We start from the raw sequence: 18,208 nt of genomic DNA, 5'->3' as shown, positions 1-18,208 counted from the left end.
TTTCGGGTCCGAAGGGGGACCGGTCGTCTCATGTTCACAGGCATCGTCACCGACATCGGCCGCGTCCGCGACGTTCGCGAGACCGCGCGCGACCGCCGCTATGAGATTGAGACCGCCTGGGACGTGGCCTCCATCGACCTGGGCGCCTCAATCAGCCATGCGGGCTGCTGCCTGACCGTGACGGAGAAGGGCCCAGACTGGTTCGCCGTCGAGGTGTCGAACGAGACCCTGTCCAAGACGACGCTGGGCGGCTGGAAGGCCGGCGACGGCGTCAATCTGGAACGGGCTGCGCGCCTGGGCGACGAGATGGGGGGGCACGTCGTCTCGGGTCACGTCGACGGCCTGGGCCGGGTCGTCTCCATCACGCCCGAAGGGGGCTCGCACCGGATCGAGGTCGAGGCCCCGGCGCCGCTGCACCGCTATATCGCCGCCAAGGGGTCGATCACGGTGGATGGGGTGTCGCTGACGGTCAACGCCGTGCAAGACCGGGTCTTTTCGTTGAATATCATTCCGCATACGTGGGAAGTGACGACCCTGGGCCGCCTGAAGGTCGGCGATCCGGTCAATCTCGAGATCGACATGCTGGCGCGCTACCTGGCGCGGTGGCAGGAGACGGCCTGATGCCGAAGGAACGCCAGATGCTGGCCGCGAACATGAACGACAGCCCGATCAGTCCCATCGAGGACATATTGGAGGACGCCCGCAACGGCCGTCCCTACATCCTGGTGGACGCCGAGGATCGCGAGAACGAGGGGGACATCATCATCCCCGCCCAGTTCGCCACCCCGGATCAGATCAACTTCATGATCAAACAGGCCCGCGGTCTGGTCTGCCTGGCCCTGACGGCCGAGCGGGCGCAGCAGCTGCGGCTGCCGCCGATGGCCGCCGACAATCGCGAGAGCATGAAGACCGCCTTCACCGTCTCGATCGAGGCCAAGGAAGGCGTGACGACGGGTATTTCGGCGGCCGACCGGTCGCGGACCATCCAGGTGGCGACCGACGCCTCGAAGGGCATGGACGACATCGTCTCGCCCGGCCACATCTTTCCCCTGGTGGCGCGTGACGGCGGGGTGCTGGTCCGCGCCGGCCATACCGAGGCTTCCGTCGACATCAGCCGCATGGCCGGCCTGACCCCGGCGGCGGTGATCTGCGAGATCATCAAGGACGACGGCGAGATGGCGCGGATGCCGGATCTGGTCGCCTTCGCCCAGCTGCACGGGCTGAAGATCGGCACCATCGCCGACCTGATCGCCTATCGCCGCCGCACCGAGCGGTTCGTCGAACGGATCATGGATACGCCGTTCGAGAGTGTTCACGGCGGGCCGTTCCGCTTGATGCTCTATAAGAATACGATCGAGGGGGCGGAACACGTCGCCCTGGTCCATGGTCGGATCGACCCGTCCAAACCGACCCTGGTGCGGATGCACCAGGTGGACTTCGCCTGCGATCTGCTGGGCCATGTCGAGGCGCGCCAGGACTATGTGCCCAAGGCCCTGAAGCAGATCACCGAGCATGACGGTCCGGGCGTCGTCGTCTTCCTGCGCGACCCGGCCCTGAACTCGCTGGCGGAACGTCTGGCGGGGGTGGACAAGCCGGCCGCGGTGGATCGGTCGCTGCGGGCCTATGGCGTGGGGGCGCAGATCCTGCTGGACCTGGGCGTCAAGGATATGATCGTGATGAGTTCGACGAGACCTGAACCGACGGCGCTGGAAGGCTATGGCCTGCGCATCGTCGGCTGGCGCGACATGGATGGAGAAGACAAGGCGTGACCGACGCACCCCGTATTCTGATCGTCGAGGCGCGCTTCTACGACGAACTGGCCGACGCTCTGCTGGAGGGCGCCAAGGAGACGCTGAAGGCGTACGGCGCCGCGTTCGACGTCGTCACCGTGCCGGGCGCCCTGGAGATCCCGGCGGTCATCGCCATGGCCGAGGAGGCCGGTCGCTTCCCGACCGCGCCGCGTTATGACGGCTATGTGGCCCTGGGCTGCGTGATCCGCGGCGAGACCTATCATTTCGAGATCGTCTCGGACCAGTCGGCGGCCGGGCTGATGGCGCTGGGCGTCAAGGGGCTGATCGTCGGCAACGGCATTCTGACGACCGAGGACGAGCATCAGGCCTGGGCCCGGGCGCGGCTTTCCGAAGGGGATAAGGGCGGCGGAGCGGCCAAAGCCTGTCTGGACCTCATTGCATTGAAGAAGCGGTTGCGGCTAGGCCTCGGCGCATGACTGAACCGAACAGCGTCAAGGCCGTCCTCGAACAACTGGCCGAGGCCGAGAAACAGCGGGCCGAGCCCCATCTGAGCTCCAAACAGCGCCGGGCGCGCACCGTGTCGCGCCTCGCCGCCGTCCAGGCCCTGTACCAGATGGAGCTGGCGGGCGAGGGGGTGGAGACGGTGATCACCGAATTCTCCAACTTCCGCTTTGACGCCGACATCGAGGGCGAGGCCCTGGCCGAGGCGGATGAAGCCTATTTCGCCGACATCGTGCGCGGTGTGATCGAAAGCCAGCGCGAGATCGACGCGGCGATCAAGGCCCGGCTGGCGTCCAACTGGCGGTTGGAGCGGATCGACGCCACCCTGCGCGCCCTGCTGCGCTCGGGCGCCTGGGAACTGATCAAACATCCGGAGACGCCGCGCGAAGTGGTGATCGACGAATATGTCGAACTGGCCAAGGCCTTCTTCGACGACTCCGAGGCCCGGTTCGTCAACGCTGCTCTGGACGGCGTCGCCAGAGACGTCCGCCGCTGATGCCCGCGCTCGACGTCGCGGGCGAGTTCGAGACGATCGAGACGCTGCTGCGGCCCCTGGCCCATCCGGAGTGGGGCAGGGGGCTGGTCGATGATGTGGCGGTCCTGCCGTCCCGGCCCGGCTATGATCTGGTCCTGACCAAGGACGCCATCGTCGAAGGCGTCCATTTCCTGCCCGACGACCCCCTGGATACGGTGGCCAGAAAGCTGCTGCGTGTGAACCTGTCGGACTTGGCGGCCAAGGGGGCTGAAGCCTTCGGCTATCTGATGGCCTGCGCCTGGTCCGAACGTTGCGGCTGGCCGGAACGCGAAGCCTTCGCCTCAGGCCTGGCTCAGGATCAGGCGCGCTTCGGCGTCTTTCTGATGGGCGGGGACACGGTGAGGACACCGGGCCCAGCCGCCTTCTCCCTGACCGCCCTGGGCTGGGTGCCGGCCGGGGGGGCGGTGTCGCGCGCCGGAGCCGAGGCGGGGGATATGGTTTTCGTGACCGGCACGATCGGCGACGGCCTCCTGGGGCTTCAGGCGGCGCGGGGTCAGTTGACGCTCGATCCCGAGCGGCTGGCCTTTCTGATCGACCATTATCGCCAGCCGACGCCTCAGCAGGATTTCGCCGAGGTGATCGCCGCCCACGCCACTGCGGCGGCCGACGTCTCCGACGGGCTGATCGCCGATCTGAAGCATATCGCCGGCGCCAGCGGCGTCGCGATCGACCTGAAGCTGGACAGCCTGCCCCTGTCGGCGGCCGCCAGGGCCTGGTTCGAGGCCCGCGTCGATCCTCAGGCGGCGCTGGAGGATCTGGCGACCGGGGGCGACGACTACCAGATCGTCTTCACCGCCCCCGCCCGGCTGGTGGAGACGCTGCGCCGAGAGGCCGACCGGCGGCGGGTTCGCCTGACCCTGCTGGGCGAGGTGCGGGTCGGCGCCGGGGTCACGGTCTCCTACGGCGGCCGGCCCCTGACGCCGGGGCGCGCCGGCTGGACCCATGGCTAGGACTTTCGCAAGGGAATCCTAACCCACCGCCGTTAGGCTGGTCGCATGGATCGCAGAAGCTTCATCGCCGCCGGAACCGTCGCCCTCGCCGGGACCGCCGCCGGTTCCGCCGCCGCCTCCTCCGAGAAGGCGGCCGAAGGGCCCCCGACCTTCGGCATAGCGGGGGTGGGCCTGCCCGTCATCGCTGACGGTCGGCTGCGGAACTATGTCTTCGTCTCGCTCCGCCTGATGCTCGGCGCGGGCAAGACCGCCGATCAGATGCGGCTGAAGGAGGCCTTCTTCCGCGACGCCCTGGTGAAGGCCGCGCACCGGACCCCCTTCACCGTTCCCGGCGACTGGACGCGCCTGGACGAGCGTCGCATGTCGGCCGCCCTGGTCGCTGCCGCCAACACCATCTCCGGACGGGGCTCGGTGACCGGCGTCGAGATCATCGCCCAGAGCCCACGCCGTCGCTCCGGCATGCCGACCGCTCACTAGCGGTCAACGATCACGGTTGCGTCAACTTGACGCCCGTGACACGCTCCCTCTGCAAAATCCCAAGGGGCGCAATGACGCGCTCGCCGCGTGCGGGGGGACCGGAAGGCGGACAGAGGCCCTAAGGCCCGCCCGCCGCGCCAGGCCTGCGCGCCTGTTTGCAAGGGCATGGAAACGCCAATGACGACCTATCTTACGCTGGTCTTCGCGGCCGGTGTTCTGGCGGTGCTTTACGGCGCCGTTCAGACCGCCGCCCTGATGAAGGCGAGCACTGGCAACGACAAGATGCGAGAGATCGCCGCCGCCATTCAGGAAGGCGCCTCGGCCTATCTGAAGCGGCAATATCTGACCATCGGCCTGGTGGGGATTGTGATCCTGATCGCCGCCTATCTGCTGATCGGCCCCTATGCGGCCGTGGGCTTTCTGATCGGGGCGGTCCTGTCGGGCGCGGCCGGTTACGCCGGGATGCTGATCTCGGTGCGGGCCAATGTTCGCACGGCCCAGGCGGCCTCCGAAAGCCTGTCCAAGGGGCTGAACCTGGCCTTCCGGTCGGGCGCGATCACCGGCATGTTCGTGGCGGGCGGCGCCCTGATCGGGGTGTCGGGCTACTATATCGTCCTGACCCACCACCTCGGTTTGAACCCGGTCGGCCGCGAGGTCATCGACGGCCTGGTGGCCCTGGGCTTCGGCGCCTCGCTGATCTCGATCTTCGCGCGACTGGGCGGGGGCATCTTCACCAAGGGCGCCGACGTGGGCGGCGACATGGTGGGCAAGGTCGAGGCCGGGATTCCCGAGGACGATCCCCGCAACGCCGCCACCATCGCCGACAACGTAGGCGACAATGTCGGCGACTGCGCCGGCATGGCGGCGGACCTGTTCGAAACCTATGCGGTGACGACCGTGGCGACCATGGTGCTGGCGGCCATCTTCTTCCGCGGCCAGCCCTATGTGGACATGCTGATGGTGCTGCCGCTGGCGATCTGCGCGGTCTGTATCGTGACCTCGATCATCGGCAGCTTCTTCGTGCGGCTGGGCAAGAGCCAGAACATCATGGGCGCCCTGTATCAGGGGCTGATCGTGACCGGCGTCCTGTCCATCGGCGCGGTCTGGTGGGTCATTGACCAGATGGTGAGCGGGCCGGTGACGACGACCGGCGGTCTGGTCATCCAGCCCATGGCCCTGTTCTGGTCCGGCATGGTCGGGCTGGCGGTGACCGCAGCGATCGTGGTGATCACGGAATACTACACCGGCTCGGGCTTCCGGCCGGTGCGGTCGGTGGCCAACGCCTCGGTGTCGGGTCATGGGACCAACGTCATCCAAGGGCTGGCGGTGTCGCTGGAGGCCACGGCGCTGCCGGCCCTGACCATCATCGTCGGCATTGTGGCCAGCTTCCAGTTGGCGGGCCTGTTCGGCATCGCCATCGCCACCACCACCATGCTGGGCGTGGCGGGGATGATCGTGGCCCTGGACGCCTTTGGGCCGGTGACGGACAACGCCGGGGGGATCGCCGAAATGGCGGGCCTGCCCAGCGAGGTGCGGCATTCGACCGATGCGCTGGATGCCGTGGGCAACACGACCAAGGCCGTGACCAAGGGCTACGCCATCGGCTCGGCGGGCCTGGGGGCGCTGGTGCTGTTCGCGGCCTATACGTCGGACCTGCAATATTTCTCGGCCAATCCGTCCGACTATCCCTTCTTCGCCGACATGGGGACGGTCGCTTTCGACCTGACCAACCCCTATGTGGTCGTGGGCCTGCTGTTCGGGGGGCTGTTGCCCTTCCTGTTCGGCGGCATGTCGATGATGGCGGTGGGGCGCGCCGCCGAGTCTGTCGTGGCCGAGGTGCGGCGCCAGTTCCGCGAGAACCCCGGCATCATGACCTATCAGGTCAAGCCCGAGTACGGACGGGCGGTCGACATCCTGACCAAGGCGGCGATTCGCGAGATGATCGCGCCGTCGCTGCTGCCGGTCCTGTCGCCCATCGTCCTGTTCGTCGCCGTCATGGCCATCTCGGACAAGGCCAACGCCTTTGCGGCCTTGGGCGCCATGCTGATGGGCGTGATCGTCACCGGCCTGTTCGTGGCCGTGTCGATGACTTCGGGCGGCGGCGCCTGGGACAACGCCAAGAAGGTGATCGAGGAGGGCTTCACCGACAAGAACGGCGTGGTGCACGGCAAGGGATCGGAGGCCCACAAGGCGGCCGTCACGGGCGACACCGTGGGCGACCCCTATAAGGACACCTCGGGGCCGGCGGTGAATCCGATGATCAAGATCACCAATATCGTGGCCCTGCTGCTGCTGGCGGTGCTGGCCAGCGGGACGGTCGGCTGACGTGAAAACGCCCCGGAGAGCGATTCTCCGGGGCGTTTTTCCTTGGGCGATGCGCCGGGGATCAGTCCGGGCGGCGTTGACCGGGAGTGTCGTCCTCGGTGCGCGGCAGCTGGCCGCGGCCGACGTTGCCCAGCAGCTGCTCCAGAACCGTCAGGGCGCGGCCGCGCGTCGGGGTTTCGCGGCTGTTCATCGCGATCTGTTCGCCGTCCGCCAGCCCCAGGGTGCGCACGGCGGCGACCTTGTCGCCGTTCGGCTCGAAGGTGATTTCGGTCACCGTGCGGCTGGAAACGACCGGCAGATTGTAGGTGTATTTCTCAGTGGTCTGGCTGATGTAGTACCAGACCTTGTCCGGTTCGAAGGTCGAGGTGGTCGAGGGCGAGCCCAGCCGCGCCAGCACCGTCTCCTTGGTGTCGGTTCCGGCGACCACGTCCTGGGGCTTGGCGTCAATCACCTGAAAGCCGTTGGAGCCGACCATCGGCGCGCAGGCGGCGGACAGGCCGCCCAGGGAAACGGCGACGAAAAGCGGGACGAAACGAGACATGATCGGGCGCCTGCGAGAGAACAAGATCTTTGACCTAGACGGACCTGCGTCCTAGTTCAACGGCGCGGCGGAAAAGGGGCCGTTTAAAGCCATGCTGAAAAACCTGTTCAAACCCCGCGAAGGCGTCCGCATCGGCGACGCCCTGTACGCCCTGGCGGTGGAGCAGGCGCGCCGGCCGGGACTTTACACGCGACTGGGCGTGGCTGACCGGATCGACGCGCGGTTCGAACTTTATACGCTGCACGTGCTGCTGCTGGTGCTGCGGCTGCGCGATGAGAACACGCCGCCCGGGCGAGACGCGGCCCAGGCTCTGTTCGACGTCTATGTCTCGGCGCTGGACCATGCGTTGCGGGAAGAAGGCGTCGGCGACATTTCGGTGGGCAAGAAGATGCGCAAGCTGGGCGAGGCCCTGTACGGCCGGATGAACGCCTATGAGCCGCCGCTGCGCGACGGCGATGCGGCGGCTCTGACCGAAGCTCTGGCGCGCAATGTCTATGGCGAGACGCGGGCGGAACAGGCGGCTGATCTGGCGCGCTACGCCCTGGCCGCGCGAGCCGCCCTGGCGGCGCAGGAATTCAATGATGTGCTGGTGAAGCCGGCCTGGACGGATGTTTGAGACCATGAGCGCAAGCCTCCCCTACAGCGAGACGGTGCGGGTCAATCAGATCGGCGCGGGGCTGAGCCGACGCCTGGAGCCCGACGCGGAGGCGCGTCAGCGAATTGCGCGCGCCCTGGATCTGCAGGGCCTGGACGCCTTCGCCGTAGAGATCGAGGTCAAGCCGACCCCGTCGAGCAGCGAGTGGACGATGAAGGGGCGCGTCACGGCCCATGCGATCCAGACCTGCGGCCTGACCTTGGAACCCCTGCCGGTCGAGGTGGACCGCCGCTTCTCGATTCAGTTGGCCGAGGCCGAACCGCAGCAGACCGACGAGATCGAAGTCACCCTGGAGGAGGAGGACGCCGACCTGATCGAGGACGGCAAGATCGACCTGGGGCAGTATGCGGTCGAGCAGCTGGTCCTGTCTCTGGACCCCTTTCCGCGCAAGCCGGGGGCGCAGTTCGTGCAACCGGAAGAGCCCGCCGAAATCTCGCCCTTTGCAGCTTTGAAGGCCCTGAAGCCGCAGGACGACCAAGGCTGAGGTTGACGCAGGGGCCGTGCGGTTGCATCCCCCGGCGTCGGCGCTATCGTCCGGCGCCTATATCCAGTGTCGTGCGACAAGACGACGCGGTTAGTCGAGGTCCATTTGCCAGCCCCAGTTACGATCTCGCTTGACGCCATGGGCGGCGATCACGGCCCATCCGTCGTCGTTCCGGGCGTCCAAAGCTTTGTCCGCGCCCATGGCGGGGAGGGAGTCCGCTTCCTGCTGCATGGGGACGAGACCCGGATTCGCGCCGAGTTGGCGCATTGCAGCCTGCCGGCCGACACGGTCGACATCCGTCATACCGACAAGGTGGTGGCCATGGACGAGAAGCCCGCCCAGGCCATGCGCCGGGGCAAGGGCTCCAGCCTGTGGAACGCCGTCGAGGCGGTGAAGACCGGCGAGGCCCGCGGCGTGGTCTCGGCGGGCAACACCGGCGCCCTGATGGCCATCTCCAAACTGATTCTGCGCATGTCGGCGCCGGGCCTGGAGCGGCCGGCCATCGTCGCCAGCTGGCCGACCTTCAAGGGCCATACGGCGGTTCTGGACGTCGGCGCCAACATCGGCAGCGACGCCGAGCAACTGGTCGAGTTCGCCATCATGGGCGAGGCTTTCCAGACGGCGGTGCGCGGCACCGTTCGCCCGACCATCGGCCTGCTGAACGTCGGCTCCGAGGACATGAAGGGCAATGAACAGGTCAAGGAGGCGCACGCCATCCTGCGCGACGGCCCGTTCGACCTGAATTATTACGGCTTCGTCGAAGGCGACGACATCGCCAAGGGCACGGTGGACGTGGTCGTCACCGACGGCTTCACCGGCAATATCGCCCTGAAGACGGCCGAAGGCACGGCCCGCTATATCTCGGCCCTGCTGCGCGAGGCCCTGACCTCGAACCTGCAGGCCAAGCTGGGCGCCGCCATCGCCATGCCGGCCCTGAAGAAGATGCGCGAGAAGATCGACCCCAGCGCCATCAACGGCGGCCCCCTGCTGGGGCTGAACGGGATTGTGGTGAAGAGCCACGGCGGCGCCGACGCCAAGGGCTTCGGAAACGCCATCCGTATCGCTGTGGATCTGGCCCGCAGCGACTATATGACCAAGGTCGGCGCCAATCTGGGCAAGCTGGACGCCGTGTTCGACCATTCCAGCCCGCCCGCCGCCCCCGCCGGAGAACCCCTTCAGTGAGCGTCACCCGCAGCGCCGTGACCGGCGTCGGCTCCTATCTGCCGGAGCAGATCGTCACCAACGCCGACCTGGCCCAGATCGTCGACACCTCCGACGAATGGATCCAGGAGCGCACGGGGATCAAACAGCGCCACAAGGCGCGCGACGACCAGCCGACCAGCGATCTGGCGGTCGAGGCCGCCAGGAAGGCCCTGGCCGACGCCGGCAAGACGGCGGCGGATGTCGATCTGATCATCGTGGCGACGACTACGCCGGACATGACATTCCCGGCCGTGGCCTCCATCGTTCAGCACAAGCTGGGCGCCGGCGTCGGCGTGGCCTTCGACGTTCAGGCGGTCTGTTCCGGCTTCGTCTATGCGTTGAGCGTCGCCGACGGCTTCGTCGCCCGCGGCCTGTCGAAATGCGCCCTGGTGATCGGCGCCGAGGAAATGACGCGGCTGATGGACTGGACCGACCGGACGACCTGTGTGCTGTTCGGCGACGGCGCCGGCGCCGTGGTGCTGGAGCCGCGCGAGGGGCAGGGGACGGCCGCCGACCAGGGGATGCTGGGCTTCGCCCTGCGCGCCGACGGGTCCAAGACGGATTTGCTCTATGTCGACGGCGGGCCGGCGTCGACCGGAACCGTCGGCCATCTGCGGATGGCGGGCAATCAGGTGTTCCGCCATGCGGTGGTCAATATCGCCGAAGGCATCACTGCGGCCTGTGAGGCCGCCGGGATCGAGGTGGCCGACGTCGATTGGTTCGTGCCGCACCAGGCCAATCAGCGGATCATCAAGGGCGTCGGCGACCGATTGGGTCTGGACGAGAACAAGGTGATCTCGACCGTGGCTCTTCACGCCAACACCTCCGCCGCCTCAATTCCCCTGGCGCTGGATGCGGCGATCCGGGACGGGCGGATCAAGAAGGGCGACATGGTGCTGTTGGAAGCCATGGGCGGCGGCCTGACCTGGGGCGCCTGCGCCTTGAGGCTTTAACCGCTGCGCCGGGCATTGATTTTCTGAGAGGTTTGCGCCCCTATGCGCCCAGCAGATCGTTTCCAGACGGGACTATGATGGGCAACCACACCGTAACGCGCGCCGACCTTTGTGAAGCTGTGCATGAAGAGGTCGGTCTGTCCCGCCAGGAGTGTTCGTCCCTGGTCGAACGGACGCTGGAGCTGATCGTGGAGGCCCTGGAAAAGGGCGATACCGTAAAGCTGTCGGGTTTCGGCGTCTTCCAGGTGCGTGAGAAGCGGGCCCGCATGGGCCGCAACCCCAAGACCGGCGAACCGGCGGCGATCAACCCCCGTCGCGTCATCAGCTTCCGCGCCTCTCAGATCATGAAGAGCCGGGTTCACGACGCCGTCGTCGAGGCCTGATTCGCTTGGCCAAGAGCGCCGACGCCTTCCGCACCATTTCTGAGGCGGCCGAGGAGGTCGGAGCCCCGCAGCACGTTCTGCGGTTCTGGGAAACCAAGTTCAGCTTCGTCACGCCGGTGAAGCGCGCCGGTGGACGTCGATTCTACCGGCCCCAGGACATCGCCGTGCTCAAGGCGGTTCGGCGGCTGCTGCACGAGGACGGCCTGACCATCCGCGGGCTGCAACGGCTGCACAAGGAGCAGGGGCTCAAGACGCTGGTCGGCGCGGACATGGCCGGCCTGATAGAGGCGCGCGACGCCGAATCCCCGGCTGAGCCCCTGATTTCAAGGGAGCCGGCCCTGACCGGCGTGACTGAGCGGCTGAATGTCGTGCTGATGGATTTGGAACAGGCCAAGGCCCGACTGGACGCTGTTCTGAGAAGCTAGGTGGAAAACCTGTTTTTGCGTTTGCGGCGCGCGAAACCCGCGTCTATAGGGAGCGCCTTCGGAGCGTGGCGCAGCCTGGTAGCGCACTTGACTGGGGGTCAAGGGGTCGCAGGTTCGAATCCTGTCGCTCCGACCATCGACACAGGTCGATGACGGGTTTAGGGGCCGCCTTCGGGCGGCCCCTTTTCGTTTTGCGGTTACGCGGGTCTTTTTCGGCCGCCTTCGGCTTGAACCCGGTTCTCGGCTCATTATGATGAACGGCAGAGATCAGGTCGCCCCCGCGACCAGGCCGGCGCTTGTGATCTTCAGGCGAATCCGGTCCGACGTCCGTCGATAACCTGGCGTCACGACAGCTTCATTCGATGATCGGAGGCCGCCGTGGCGCGCAAACCTACACTGGACTTCCTCAAGACCGAGGCCGCCTCGGGTTCAGCCCTGGCCCTTGCGGCGGTCGCCGCGCTTCTGGTGGCGAATTCGCCCTGGAGCGCAGACTATTTCGCCTGGCTGAAGAGTTATCATGTGCTCCAGCTCGGGCCGATCCGTCTGGAGGAGACGATCTCCGACTGGATCAAGGAAGGCCTGATGGCGATCTTCTTCCTCGTCGTGGGGTTGGAGATCAAATATGAGATCGTTCGCGGCGAATTGAGCGACCCCAGGAAGCTGGCGACGCCGGTCCTGGCGGCCTTGGGCGGGATGGCCGGGCCTGCGGCGGTCTATCTGTTCCTGTCCATGACGATGGGGGCGCCGCACGCGGGCTGGCCCATTCCCCTGGCGACGGACATCGCCTTCGCCCTGGCGATCTTCGGCTTCGTCGGCAAGGGGCTGCCCTCGTCGCTCCGCGTGTTCCTCTTGACCCTTGCGATCGTCGACGACCTCGGCGCGATCGCCCTGATCGCCTTGCTGTTCAGCGAAGGGGCGAATTGGACGCCGCTGTTCTGGGCCTTGGGTCTGCTGGCGGCCTTTGGCCTGATCGCGCACAGGATTCGCGTGCCGACCCCCTTCTGGGTGCTGGGATTTTCGGCGGTCTGGTATCTGACGGTTCTGTCCGGTCTTTCGACCTCGCTGACGGCTGTGGCCTTTGCGATGATCGTTCCGATCCAGGCGCGTAAGGAAGACCGCCAGAGCCCGCTGAAGGAGGCGATGCACGACCTCCATCCCTGGAACGCCTTCCTGGTCCTGCCGCTGTTCGCCTTCGCCAAGGCCGGCGTCTCTTTCGCCGGCCTGTCGCTGGAACAGGCCTTCGCCCCCTTGGTCGTGGCGATCGCCCTGGGTCTGTTTTTCGGCAAGCAGATCGGCGTCTTCGGCGCCGCCTGGTTGGCCTCGGCCCTGCGGATCGGCGCGCGTCCAACCGACGCCAGCTGGCTCCAGGTCTATGGGATCTCGCTGCTGTGCGGTGTCGGCTTCACCATGAGCCTGTTCATCGGCGTCCTGGCCTTTCCGGGGGCGGTGGATTCCCCCGAGCAGGTCGAGGTCAAGCTGGGTGTGATCGGCGGGTCCATTCTGTCGGCGGTCGGCGCGGCCGTCGTCCTGGGTCTGGCCGGCCGCCGTCCCCGGCGTGATCCGGCGGCGGCAGATCCGCAAATCGAGCCTCTCGCAGGTTCCTCGTCCTGAAGAGAAGGCGAACAGCAGGGCGCGGCTGAGCAGGCTCAGCCGCGCTCCGCCCATCTGAGCAGGGGGATGATCGGCAGTCCCCAAGCCGTGCCTCCGATCCCGAAAAACAGGAAGTCGATCCAAGGCGAGGGCGGCAAAAGGCCGCGCAGGGCGATGAGGCCCCACACCCAGAAGACCAGAAAGGCCAGGACGCCGACGGCGGCGATGAACCGACGCGCCCGCGGCGGCATCAGCGCTTGTTCCTGAACAGGAAGAAGGTCGCCAGACAGACGACCGACCCTGTCAGGGCCCAAGGGACCCAGACCCAGCTGTCCAGGGTGCTGACCGCAAACACCCGCACGGCGAGGAACCAGCCGCAGGCCAGGCCGACGCCCGACACCAGGCTGGCGCCGCCGAAGCCCCGCCGTCCGGTCAGCAGGTCGGCGACCCAAGCCAGAAGCAGGCCGCCCAGAAGGGCGGCGCCGATGTCGGCGTATTGCAACACGCATCTTCTCCCTGTCAGCCCCATCGGGGAGGACGTCATGATCTCAATCCGACTCGATCTTGCGGCCTGGGCGGGGCATACCGCCTCGGTCGCGATTTGGTCACGGTCGAAGGCGACACCATATCCGGGTCAGTGTCGGGCGTCGAATGAACCGTTTCGGAAATCCAGATCGTAACCGCGCCGTGGCCGTGTGGCTGTTCGCCACGGCGGCCCTGGTCTTTCTGATGGTGGTGGTGGGCGGGGTCACGCGCCTGACCGGGTCGGGTCTGTCGATCACCGAATGGAAGCCGATCATGGGGGCCATCCCCCCGTTGAACGACGCCCAGTGGGCCGAGGCGTTCGAGAAGTACAAGCAGATTCCCCAGTATGCCCAGGTCAACGCCGGCATGAGCCTGGCCGAGTTTCAGGGCATCTTCTGGTGGGAATGGGTGCATCGGCTGCTGGGGCGAGTGATCGGCCTGGTGTTCGCCCTGCCGCTTGTGGTGTTTCTGCTGTGCCGCATCGCGCCCGCCCGCTCGATTTTTCGTCAGTGGGCCGTGCCGGATCGGCTGATCTGGCGCTGCGTCCTGCTGCTGGGTCTTGGCGGTCTGCAAGGGCTGATCGGCTGGTGGATGGTCGCAAGCGGTCTGTCCGAGCGGGTCAGTGTCGCGCCCGAACGTCTGGCGACCCACCTGGGTCTGGCCTTGATCCTGTTCGCCACCCTGATCTGGACCGGATTGGAGGCCTGGAACGGTCAGGACCACGGACGCCCTCCGGCCGGCTGGGCGCGCGGCGCGGGTTTCCTGCTGGGTCTGGTGTTCCTGCAATGCCTGCTGGGCGCCCTGGTGGCGGGCGGGCACGCCGGGCTCGTCTATACCGACTGGCCCCTGATGAACGGTTCCGTCCTGCCGCCTGCGGACTGGAGCCTGGGCGCCGTCGCCTTCCTGCACGATCAGGCCCTGACACAGTTCAACCACCGTCTGGTCGCCTATGGTCTGCTGATCGCCGTCAGCATCTACGCCTTTCAGGCCTGGCGCTGGCGGGTGGCCGAGGGCATGGGGCTGGCGGCCTTCGTTTTGGCCGGGGTGGTCTGGGGCCAGGCGGTCCTGGGGATCGCCACCCTGATCCACGCGGTTCCTCTGTGGCTCGGCGTCCTGCACCAGGCCGGGGCCGCCGTCGTCTTGGCGGCGGCGACGGCGAACCTCTGGCTGGTGCTGCGGGCTCAGCCCCGGATCTTCATGTCCGGACCGAGGACCATGGTCCGGTGATCGCCACGGTCAGGCCGGGATACTGAATATTGACGAACAGGGTCCGGCCGTCGGGGGCGAAGACCGCCCCGGCGAACTCAGAGTTCCCCTGAAACACGTTGCGCCCCAGGGTGTAGAGCTTGCCTTCGGGCGTGACCCCCTTCAGGTGGTTTTTGACCTCTGTCGAATAGTTGTCTTCGCAGACGATCAGATGGCCCCAGGGCGCGATGGTGATGTTGTCGCCCATGTTCAGCGTTTTCAGGTCCGTGCTCTCGACGAACAACTGCACGCGCCCGGGCCGCCGGGATTCGCCGCCTCGGCCTTCTTCGGGGGAGGGGACATAGCGCAGAATCTGGCCCCGTTGGATCGGCCCGCCCGAGGTGGCGGTCAGATACAGTTCATTGTCGCCCCACCAGATGCCTTCGGCGCGGGCCACCAGGGCGGCGCCTTCGGCATGGCCGCGCAGCCGCAGATCGCCCTTGGGGCTCTCGACCTCGTGCATGTCGATCCACTCCACCTCGCGCCAGTCGCCGACGGACCAGATCCGGTCCTTGTGGTTCGAGGTGTCGGCCCCCTTGTGCCCGCGCAGGACCATGGCCTGCAGCCGACCGCCCTTGGCCAGTTCGCCCGGGGCATCGGGGAGGAAGCGATAGAAGAGGCCGTCTCCTTGGTCCTCGGTGAGATAGAGGATGCCGGTGCGGGGATCGACGCAGACGGCTTCATGTTCGAAGCGCCCCATGGCCTTCAACGGAACCGGATCGACCAGGCCCTCGGCGCGCGCGGGAACTTCAAAGACGTAGCCGTGGTCCTTGGTCACGTCCGAGTCGGCCGGCAGTTCGCTGGTCTCCTCGCAACTGAGCCAGGAACCCCAGGGCGTCTGGCCGCCGCAGCAGTTGGTGCTGGTGCCGGCCAGGCTGAGGTGTTGGCGCTCGGTGCGGCCGGTCGCCAGGTCGTAAATGACCGTGGTCGTGCCGCCGGGCAGGGGACGGCCGTCCTTATAGGTGTCATAGGCGCGGTTCGCGTCCAGCCGACCGATCCGTTCCTGATTATAGCCGCCGGGGCCCCAGTTGCGGTGGCTGGCCGAAGAGCCCTTCAGTTCGTGATTGCGGACCAGGGCGACGCGGCTGTCGTCCAGGGCGAAACACCCCATGCCGTCGAACTGTCCAGGAACCAGCAGGCCGTCGGCCATGGTCTCTCCGCCCTGGGAGACGATGCGGTAGGAAAAGCCTTCGGGCAGGTCCAGCACCCCGTTGGGGTCGCGCTTGAGCGGGCCGTAGCCGACGACCTCATTGAGATAGGTTTCCTCTTCGGCGGCGTGGACATTGCGAGCCAGGCCGGAAAACGCGAGAGCGGCGCTGGAAGCGATGAGGCTGCGGCGATGAAGGATCATGGGAGGGCTCCAAGGAACGGCCTCCAATGACTCCGAATGATCATGGTTTGATGACGACGACTGTTATTTCATAACAAAAGGACGCCGTAAGTACTGGTATTTTAATACCTTATGAGAAAAGATGTTTATTTACATATGGATGGCGCAATCTGGATGTCCTGGATTGGATTGACGCCGTCGTCGCCCTCCTGTATCAGCGCGCCTTCATTCGGTTCCCTCGGGGCCGAACCCGATTTTCGTCTCCAGGAATCCTCTCAATGCTGAAGAGCACCACGGCTTCGTTGAAGCCGGCCGAGGTCGAGAAGAAGTGGATCCACATCGACGCCGAAGGCGTCGTCGTGGGCCGCCTCGCGACCTTCATCGCCAACCGTCTGCGCGGCAAGCACCGCGGCGACTACACCCCCCACGTCGATTGCGGCGACTATGTCGTCGTCACCAACGTCGACAAGGTGGTGTTCACGGGCAAGAAGAACACTGACAAGATCTACTACCGCCACACCGGCCACCCGGGCGGCGTCAAGTCGACCACGCCTGAGAAGGTGCTGGGCGGCCGCTTCCCCGAGCGCGTCCTGGAGAAGGCCGTCGAGCGGATGCTGCCCAAGGAAAGCCCCCTGGCCCGCAAGCAGATGACGCACCTGCGCCTGTTCGCCGGCAGCCAGCATGACCACGAAGCCCAGCAACCGGAAACGATCGACTTCAAGTCGGCGTCGCCCAAGAACACCCGGAGCGTCTGAGCATGACCGACGTGACCAACGAAACCGCGACCGGCTTCGACGCCCTGAAGGGGCTGACCGCCTCGGCCGAAAACGACGCCCCCGTCTATGTCCAGAAGCTGGACGCCCAGGGCCGCGCCTATTCGACCGGCAAGCGCAAGAACGCCATCGCTCGCGTCTGGGTGAAGCCCGGCACCGGCAAGATCACCATCAACGGCAAGGACCAGGAGCAGTATTTCGCCCGTCCCGTGCTGCGCATGATGATCGCCCAGCCGCTGACCGTTTCGGACCGCGCCACCCAGTATGACGTGATCTGCACCGTCGAAGGTTCGGGCCTGTCGGGCCAGGCCGGCGCCATCCGTCACGGCCTGTCGCACGCCCTGACGCATTTCGAACCGGAACTGCGCAAGGTCCTGAAGCCGCACGGCTTCCTGACCCGCGACAGCCGCGTCGTCGAGCGTAAGAAGTACGGCCGCGCCAAGGCTCGCCGCAGCTTCCAGTTCTCGAAGCGCTGATCGCGGTCTCGCGGTTTGGATTTGGGGCGCTTCGGGGAGACCCGGAGCGCCCTTTTTCTTGCCCATCTCCTCCGGCAGGAGCGGGACGGCCAGGGAGCAGCCTATGACGACCCACACCATTTTCATCGACGGCGAAGCCGGCACTACCGGACTGGAGATCCGCGAACGTCTGGAGGCGCGTGGCGATCTGGACCTGATGCTGCTGGGCGACCGGCGGCGCGATGTGGACGCACGGCGCCAAGCGCTGAATGCGGCCGATGCGGTGATCCTGTGTCTGCCTGACGACGCCTCGCGCGAAGCGGTGGCCATGATCGAAAATCCGTCAGTCAAGGTGATCGACGCCTCGACCGCCTATCGGGTCGATCCGGACTGGACCTATGGCTTCGCCGAGATGGATGCGGACCAGCGCGCGGCGATCGCCGCCTCGACACGGGTGTCCAATCCCGGCTGCTATCCCACCGGCTTCATCGCCCTGATGCGGCCCTTGGTGAAGGCCGGGCTGGTCCCGGCCGAATGGCCGGTTACGGTCAACGCGGTGTCCGGCTATTCCGGGGGCGGCAAGGCCATGATCGCAGAGTTCGAGGCCGACGACGCCTCGACCGCCTATCGCGCCTACGGCCTGACGCTGAAGCACAAACATGTGCCCGAGATGACCAAACATTCGGGCTTGTCGCGCCCCGTCCTGTTCGCTCCCGCCGTCGGAAACTATCGCCAGGGGATGCTGGTCGAGGTTCCGCTGCATCTGTCCGCCCTGCCGGAGACGCCGTCGGTCGAGCGGCTGCACGGCGCCCTGGTCGAAGCCTATGAGGGCCAGCGGTTCGTCGAGGTCGCCGACCTGGAAGAGACCGAGGCCCTGACGGGGATCGAACCCGAGGCCCTGAACGGCACCAATCGTCTGCGTCTTCACGTCTTCGGCGACCGGGGCGGAGAGCAGGCGCGCCTGGTCGCCCTGCTGGACAATCTGGGCAAGGGGGCGTCAGGCGCGGCGGTGCAGAATCTGAACATCATGCTGGGACTGGATGAGGCGACCGGGCTGAACTGAGCTTGGAGGACGGGAGAGAAACCTTTTCCGACTCGCCTTCGTAC

General features: G+C 66.6%; 22 protein-coding genes and 1 tRNA gene. 19 read left to right on the top strand and 4 right to left on the bottom strand.

Features of this window, described 5'->3' with window-relative positions; genetic code table 11:
* The first annotated feature begins 30 nt into the window (after nucleotides 1-30).
* From ACW178_RS11315 to ACW178_RS11285, 7 genes are all read left to right on the top strand, one after another.
* On the top strand, nucleotides 31-621 hold the full coding sequence (locus ACW178_RS11315) for a riboflavin synthase (protein ID WP_054765972.1): 591 nt from the start codon (nucleotides 31-33) through the stop codon (nucleotides 619-621).
* Complete coding sequence (gene ribB, locus ACW178_RS11310) at nucleotides 621-1,769, top strand: 3,4-dihydroxy-2-butanone-4-phosphate synthase (protein ID WP_224762204.1); 1,149 nt, start codon at nucleotides 621-623, stop codon at nucleotides 1,767-1,769. Before ACW178_RS11315 ends, ribB begins: the two co-directional genes overlap by 1 nt.
* Nucleotides 1,766-2,227 carry a 6,7-dimethyl-8-ribityllumazine synthase gene (gene ribH / locus ACW178_RS11305; RefSeq protein WP_191558565.1) on the top strand — a complete coding sequence of 154 codons (462 nt, stop codon included), beginning with the start codon at nucleotides 1,766-1,768 and terminating at the stop codon, nucleotides 2,225-2,227. Before ribB ends, ribH begins: the two co-directional genes overlap by 4 nt.
* Nucleotides 2,224-2,748, top strand: a complete 525-nt coding sequence (gene nusB / locus ACW178_RS11300) for a transcription antitermination factor NusB (protein ID WP_054765970.1) — start codon at nucleotides 2,224-2,226, stop codon at nucleotides 2,746-2,748. Before ribH ends, nusB begins: the two co-directional genes overlap by 4 nt.
* Nucleotides 2,748-3,737 carry a thiamine-phosphate kinase gene (thiL, locus tag ACW178_RS11295; RefSeq protein WP_191554072.1) on the top strand — a complete coding sequence of 330 codons (990 nt, stop codon included), beginning with the start codon at nucleotides 2,748-2,750 and terminating at the stop codon, nucleotides 3,735-3,737. The genes nusB and thiL overlap by 1 nt, the downstream gene beginning before the upstream one ends.
* Nucleotides 3,738-3,782: 45 nt before the next feature.
* Nucleotides 3,783-4,214, top strand: a complete 432-nt coding sequence (locus tag ACW178_RS11290) for a hypothetical protein (RefSeq protein WP_054765968.1) — start codon at nucleotides 3,783-3,785, stop codon at nucleotides 4,212-4,214.
* 177 nt (nucleotides 4,215-4,391) lie between these two features.
* Nucleotides 4,392-6,539: a sodium-translocating pyrophosphatase gene (locus ACW178_RS11285; protein ID WP_287106154.1), complete on the top strand. Its 2,148-nt coding sequence runs from the start codon at nucleotides 4,392-4,394 to the stop codon at nucleotides 6,537-6,539.
* Between the two features lie 61 nt (nucleotides 6,540-6,600).
* Here the strand turns inward: ACW178_RS11285 and ACW178_RS11280 are convergent, their stop codons facing one another.
* Entirely contained in the window at nucleotides 6,601-7,080 is a 480-nt protein-coding gene (locus tag ACW178_RS11280; RefSeq protein ID WP_054765966.1) for an outer membrane protein assembly factor BamE, read from the bottom strand.
* Nucleotides 7,081-7,171: 91 nt separating this feature from the next.
* Here ACW178_RS11280 and ACW178_RS11275 point away from each other — a divergent pair, with 91 nt between their 5' ends.
* The 8 genes from ACW178_RS11275 to nhaA all read left to right on the top strand — a co-directional run bounded on the left by ACW178_RS11275 (nucleotide 7,172) and on the right by nhaA (nucleotide 12,794).
* Nucleotides 7,172-7,696: a ubiquinol-cytochrome C chaperone family protein gene (locus tag ACW178_RS11275; RefSeq protein WP_287106156.1), complete on the top strand. Its 525-nt coding sequence runs from the start codon at nucleotides 7,172-7,174 to the stop codon at nucleotides 7,694-7,696.
* A gap of 4 nt (nucleotides 7,697-7,700) precedes the next feature.
* Nucleotides 7,701-8,219, top strand: a complete 519-nt coding sequence (locus ACW178_RS11270; protein ID WP_082382706.1) for a YceD family protein — start codon at nucleotides 7,701-7,703, stop codon at nucleotides 8,217-8,219.
* A gap of 138 nt (nucleotides 8,220-8,357) precedes the next feature.
* Entirely contained in the window at nucleotides 8,358-9,401 is a 1,044-nt protein-coding gene (gene plsX, locus ACW178_RS11265) for a phosphate acyltransferase PlsX (protein WP_492025056.1), read from the top strand.
* Entirely contained in the window at nucleotides 9,398-10,375 is a 978-nt protein-coding gene (locus ACW178_RS11260) for a beta-ketoacyl-ACP synthase III (RefSeq protein ID WP_287106159.1), read from the top strand. Before plsX ends, ACW178_RS11260 begins: the two co-directional genes overlap by 4 nt.
* A 77-nt stretch (nucleotides 10,376-10,452) precedes the next feature.
* Nucleotides 10,453-10,758, top strand: a complete 306-nt coding sequence (locus tag ACW178_RS11255) for an integration host factor subunit alpha (protein ID WP_054766969.1) — start codon at nucleotides 10,453-10,455, stop codon at nucleotides 10,756-10,758.
* A 5-nt stretch (nucleotides 10,759-10,763) separates the two neighbouring features.
* The gene (locus ACW178_RS11250; RefSeq protein ID WP_054765961.1) at nucleotides 10,764-11,183 is read left to right on the top strand and encodes a MerR family transcriptional regulator; all 420 of its coding nucleotides are present in this window, start codon (nucleotides 10,764-10,766) and stop codon (nucleotides 11,181-11,183) included.
* Nucleotides 11,184-11,242: 59 nt separating this feature from the next.
* Nucleotides 11,243-11,319 (top strand) — tRNA-Pro (locus tag ACW178_RS11245).
* Between the two features lie 242 nt (nucleotides 11,320-11,561).
* The gene (nhaA, locus tag ACW178_RS11240; protein WP_492024577.1) at nucleotides 11,562-12,794 is read left to right on the top strand and encodes a Na+/H+ antiporter NhaA; all 1,233 of its coding nucleotides are present in this window, start codon (nucleotides 11,562-11,564) and stop codon (nucleotides 12,792-12,794) included.
* Nucleotides 12,795-12,829: 35 nt separating this feature from the next.
* Here nhaA and ACW178_RS11235 read toward each other — a convergent pair whose 3' ends face one another.
* Together ACW178_RS11235 and ACW178_RS11230 are read right to left on the bottom strand one after the other, a co-directional pair.
* Nucleotides 12,830-13,024, bottom strand: coding sequence for a DUF2842 domain-containing protein (locus ACW178_RS11235; protein WP_054765959.1), 195 nt, complete (start codon nucleotides 13,022-13,024; stop codon nucleotides 12,830-12,832).
* Nucleotides 13,024-13,278: a transglycosylase gene (locus tag ACW178_RS11230; RefSeq protein ID WP_224764328.1), complete on the bottom strand. Its 255-nt coding sequence runs from the start codon at nucleotides 13,276-13,278 to the stop codon at nucleotides 13,024-13,026. Before ACW178_RS11230 ends, ACW178_RS11235 begins: the two co-directional genes overlap by 1 nt.
* A gap of 146 nt (nucleotides 13,279-13,424) precedes the next feature.
* Between ACW178_RS11230 and ACW178_RS11225 the strand changes: the two genes are divergently transcribed.
* A complete protein-coding gene (locus ACW178_RS11225; RefSeq protein ID WP_287106164.1) occupies nucleotides 13,425-14,525 on the top strand; it encodes a COX15/CtaA family protein in 1,101 nt (366 codons plus the stop codon).
* Here ACW178_RS11225 and ACW178_RS11220 read toward each other — a convergent pair.
* Nucleotides 14,494-15,894 carry an alkaline phosphatase PhoX gene (locus ACW178_RS11220; protein ID WP_287106165.1) on the bottom strand — a complete coding sequence of 467 codons (1,401 nt, stop codon included), beginning with the start codon at nucleotides 15,892-15,894 and terminating at the stop codon, nucleotides 14,494-14,496. The genes ACW178_RS11225 and ACW178_RS11220 overlap by 32 nt on opposite strands.
* 257 nt (nucleotides 15,895-16,151) lie before the next feature.
* Between ACW178_RS11220 and rplM the strand changes: the two genes are divergently transcribed.
* The 3 genes from rplM to argC all read left to right on the top strand — a co-directional run bounded on the left by rplM (nucleotide 16,152) and on the right by argC (nucleotide 18,164).
* Complete coding sequence (gene rplM / locus ACW178_RS11215) at nucleotides 16,152-16,628, top strand: 50S ribosomal protein L13 (protein WP_054765955.1); 477 nt, start codon at nucleotides 16,152-16,154, stop codon at nucleotides 16,626-16,628.
* 2 nt (nucleotides 16,629-16,630) lie between these two features.
* A complete protein-coding gene (gene rpsI / locus ACW178_RS11210) occupies nucleotides 16,631-17,122 on the top strand; it encodes a 30S ribosomal protein S9 (RefSeq protein ID WP_054765954.1) in 492 nt (163 codons plus the stop codon).
* Between the two features lie 103 nt (nucleotides 17,123-17,225).
* A complete protein-coding gene (gene argC / locus ACW178_RS11205) occupies nucleotides 17,226-18,164 on the top strand; it encodes an N-acetyl-gamma-glutamyl-phosphate reductase (RefSeq protein WP_152950367.1) in 939 nt (312 codons plus the stop codon).
* Nucleotides 18,165-18,208 lie beyond the last annotated feature (44 nt).

It is taken from the genome of Brevundimonas sp. AVps4 (assembly GCF_058681525.1).
Note: the sequence above shows the minus strand (reverse complement) of the source record. Positions and strands in the feature narration are given on the sequence as shown.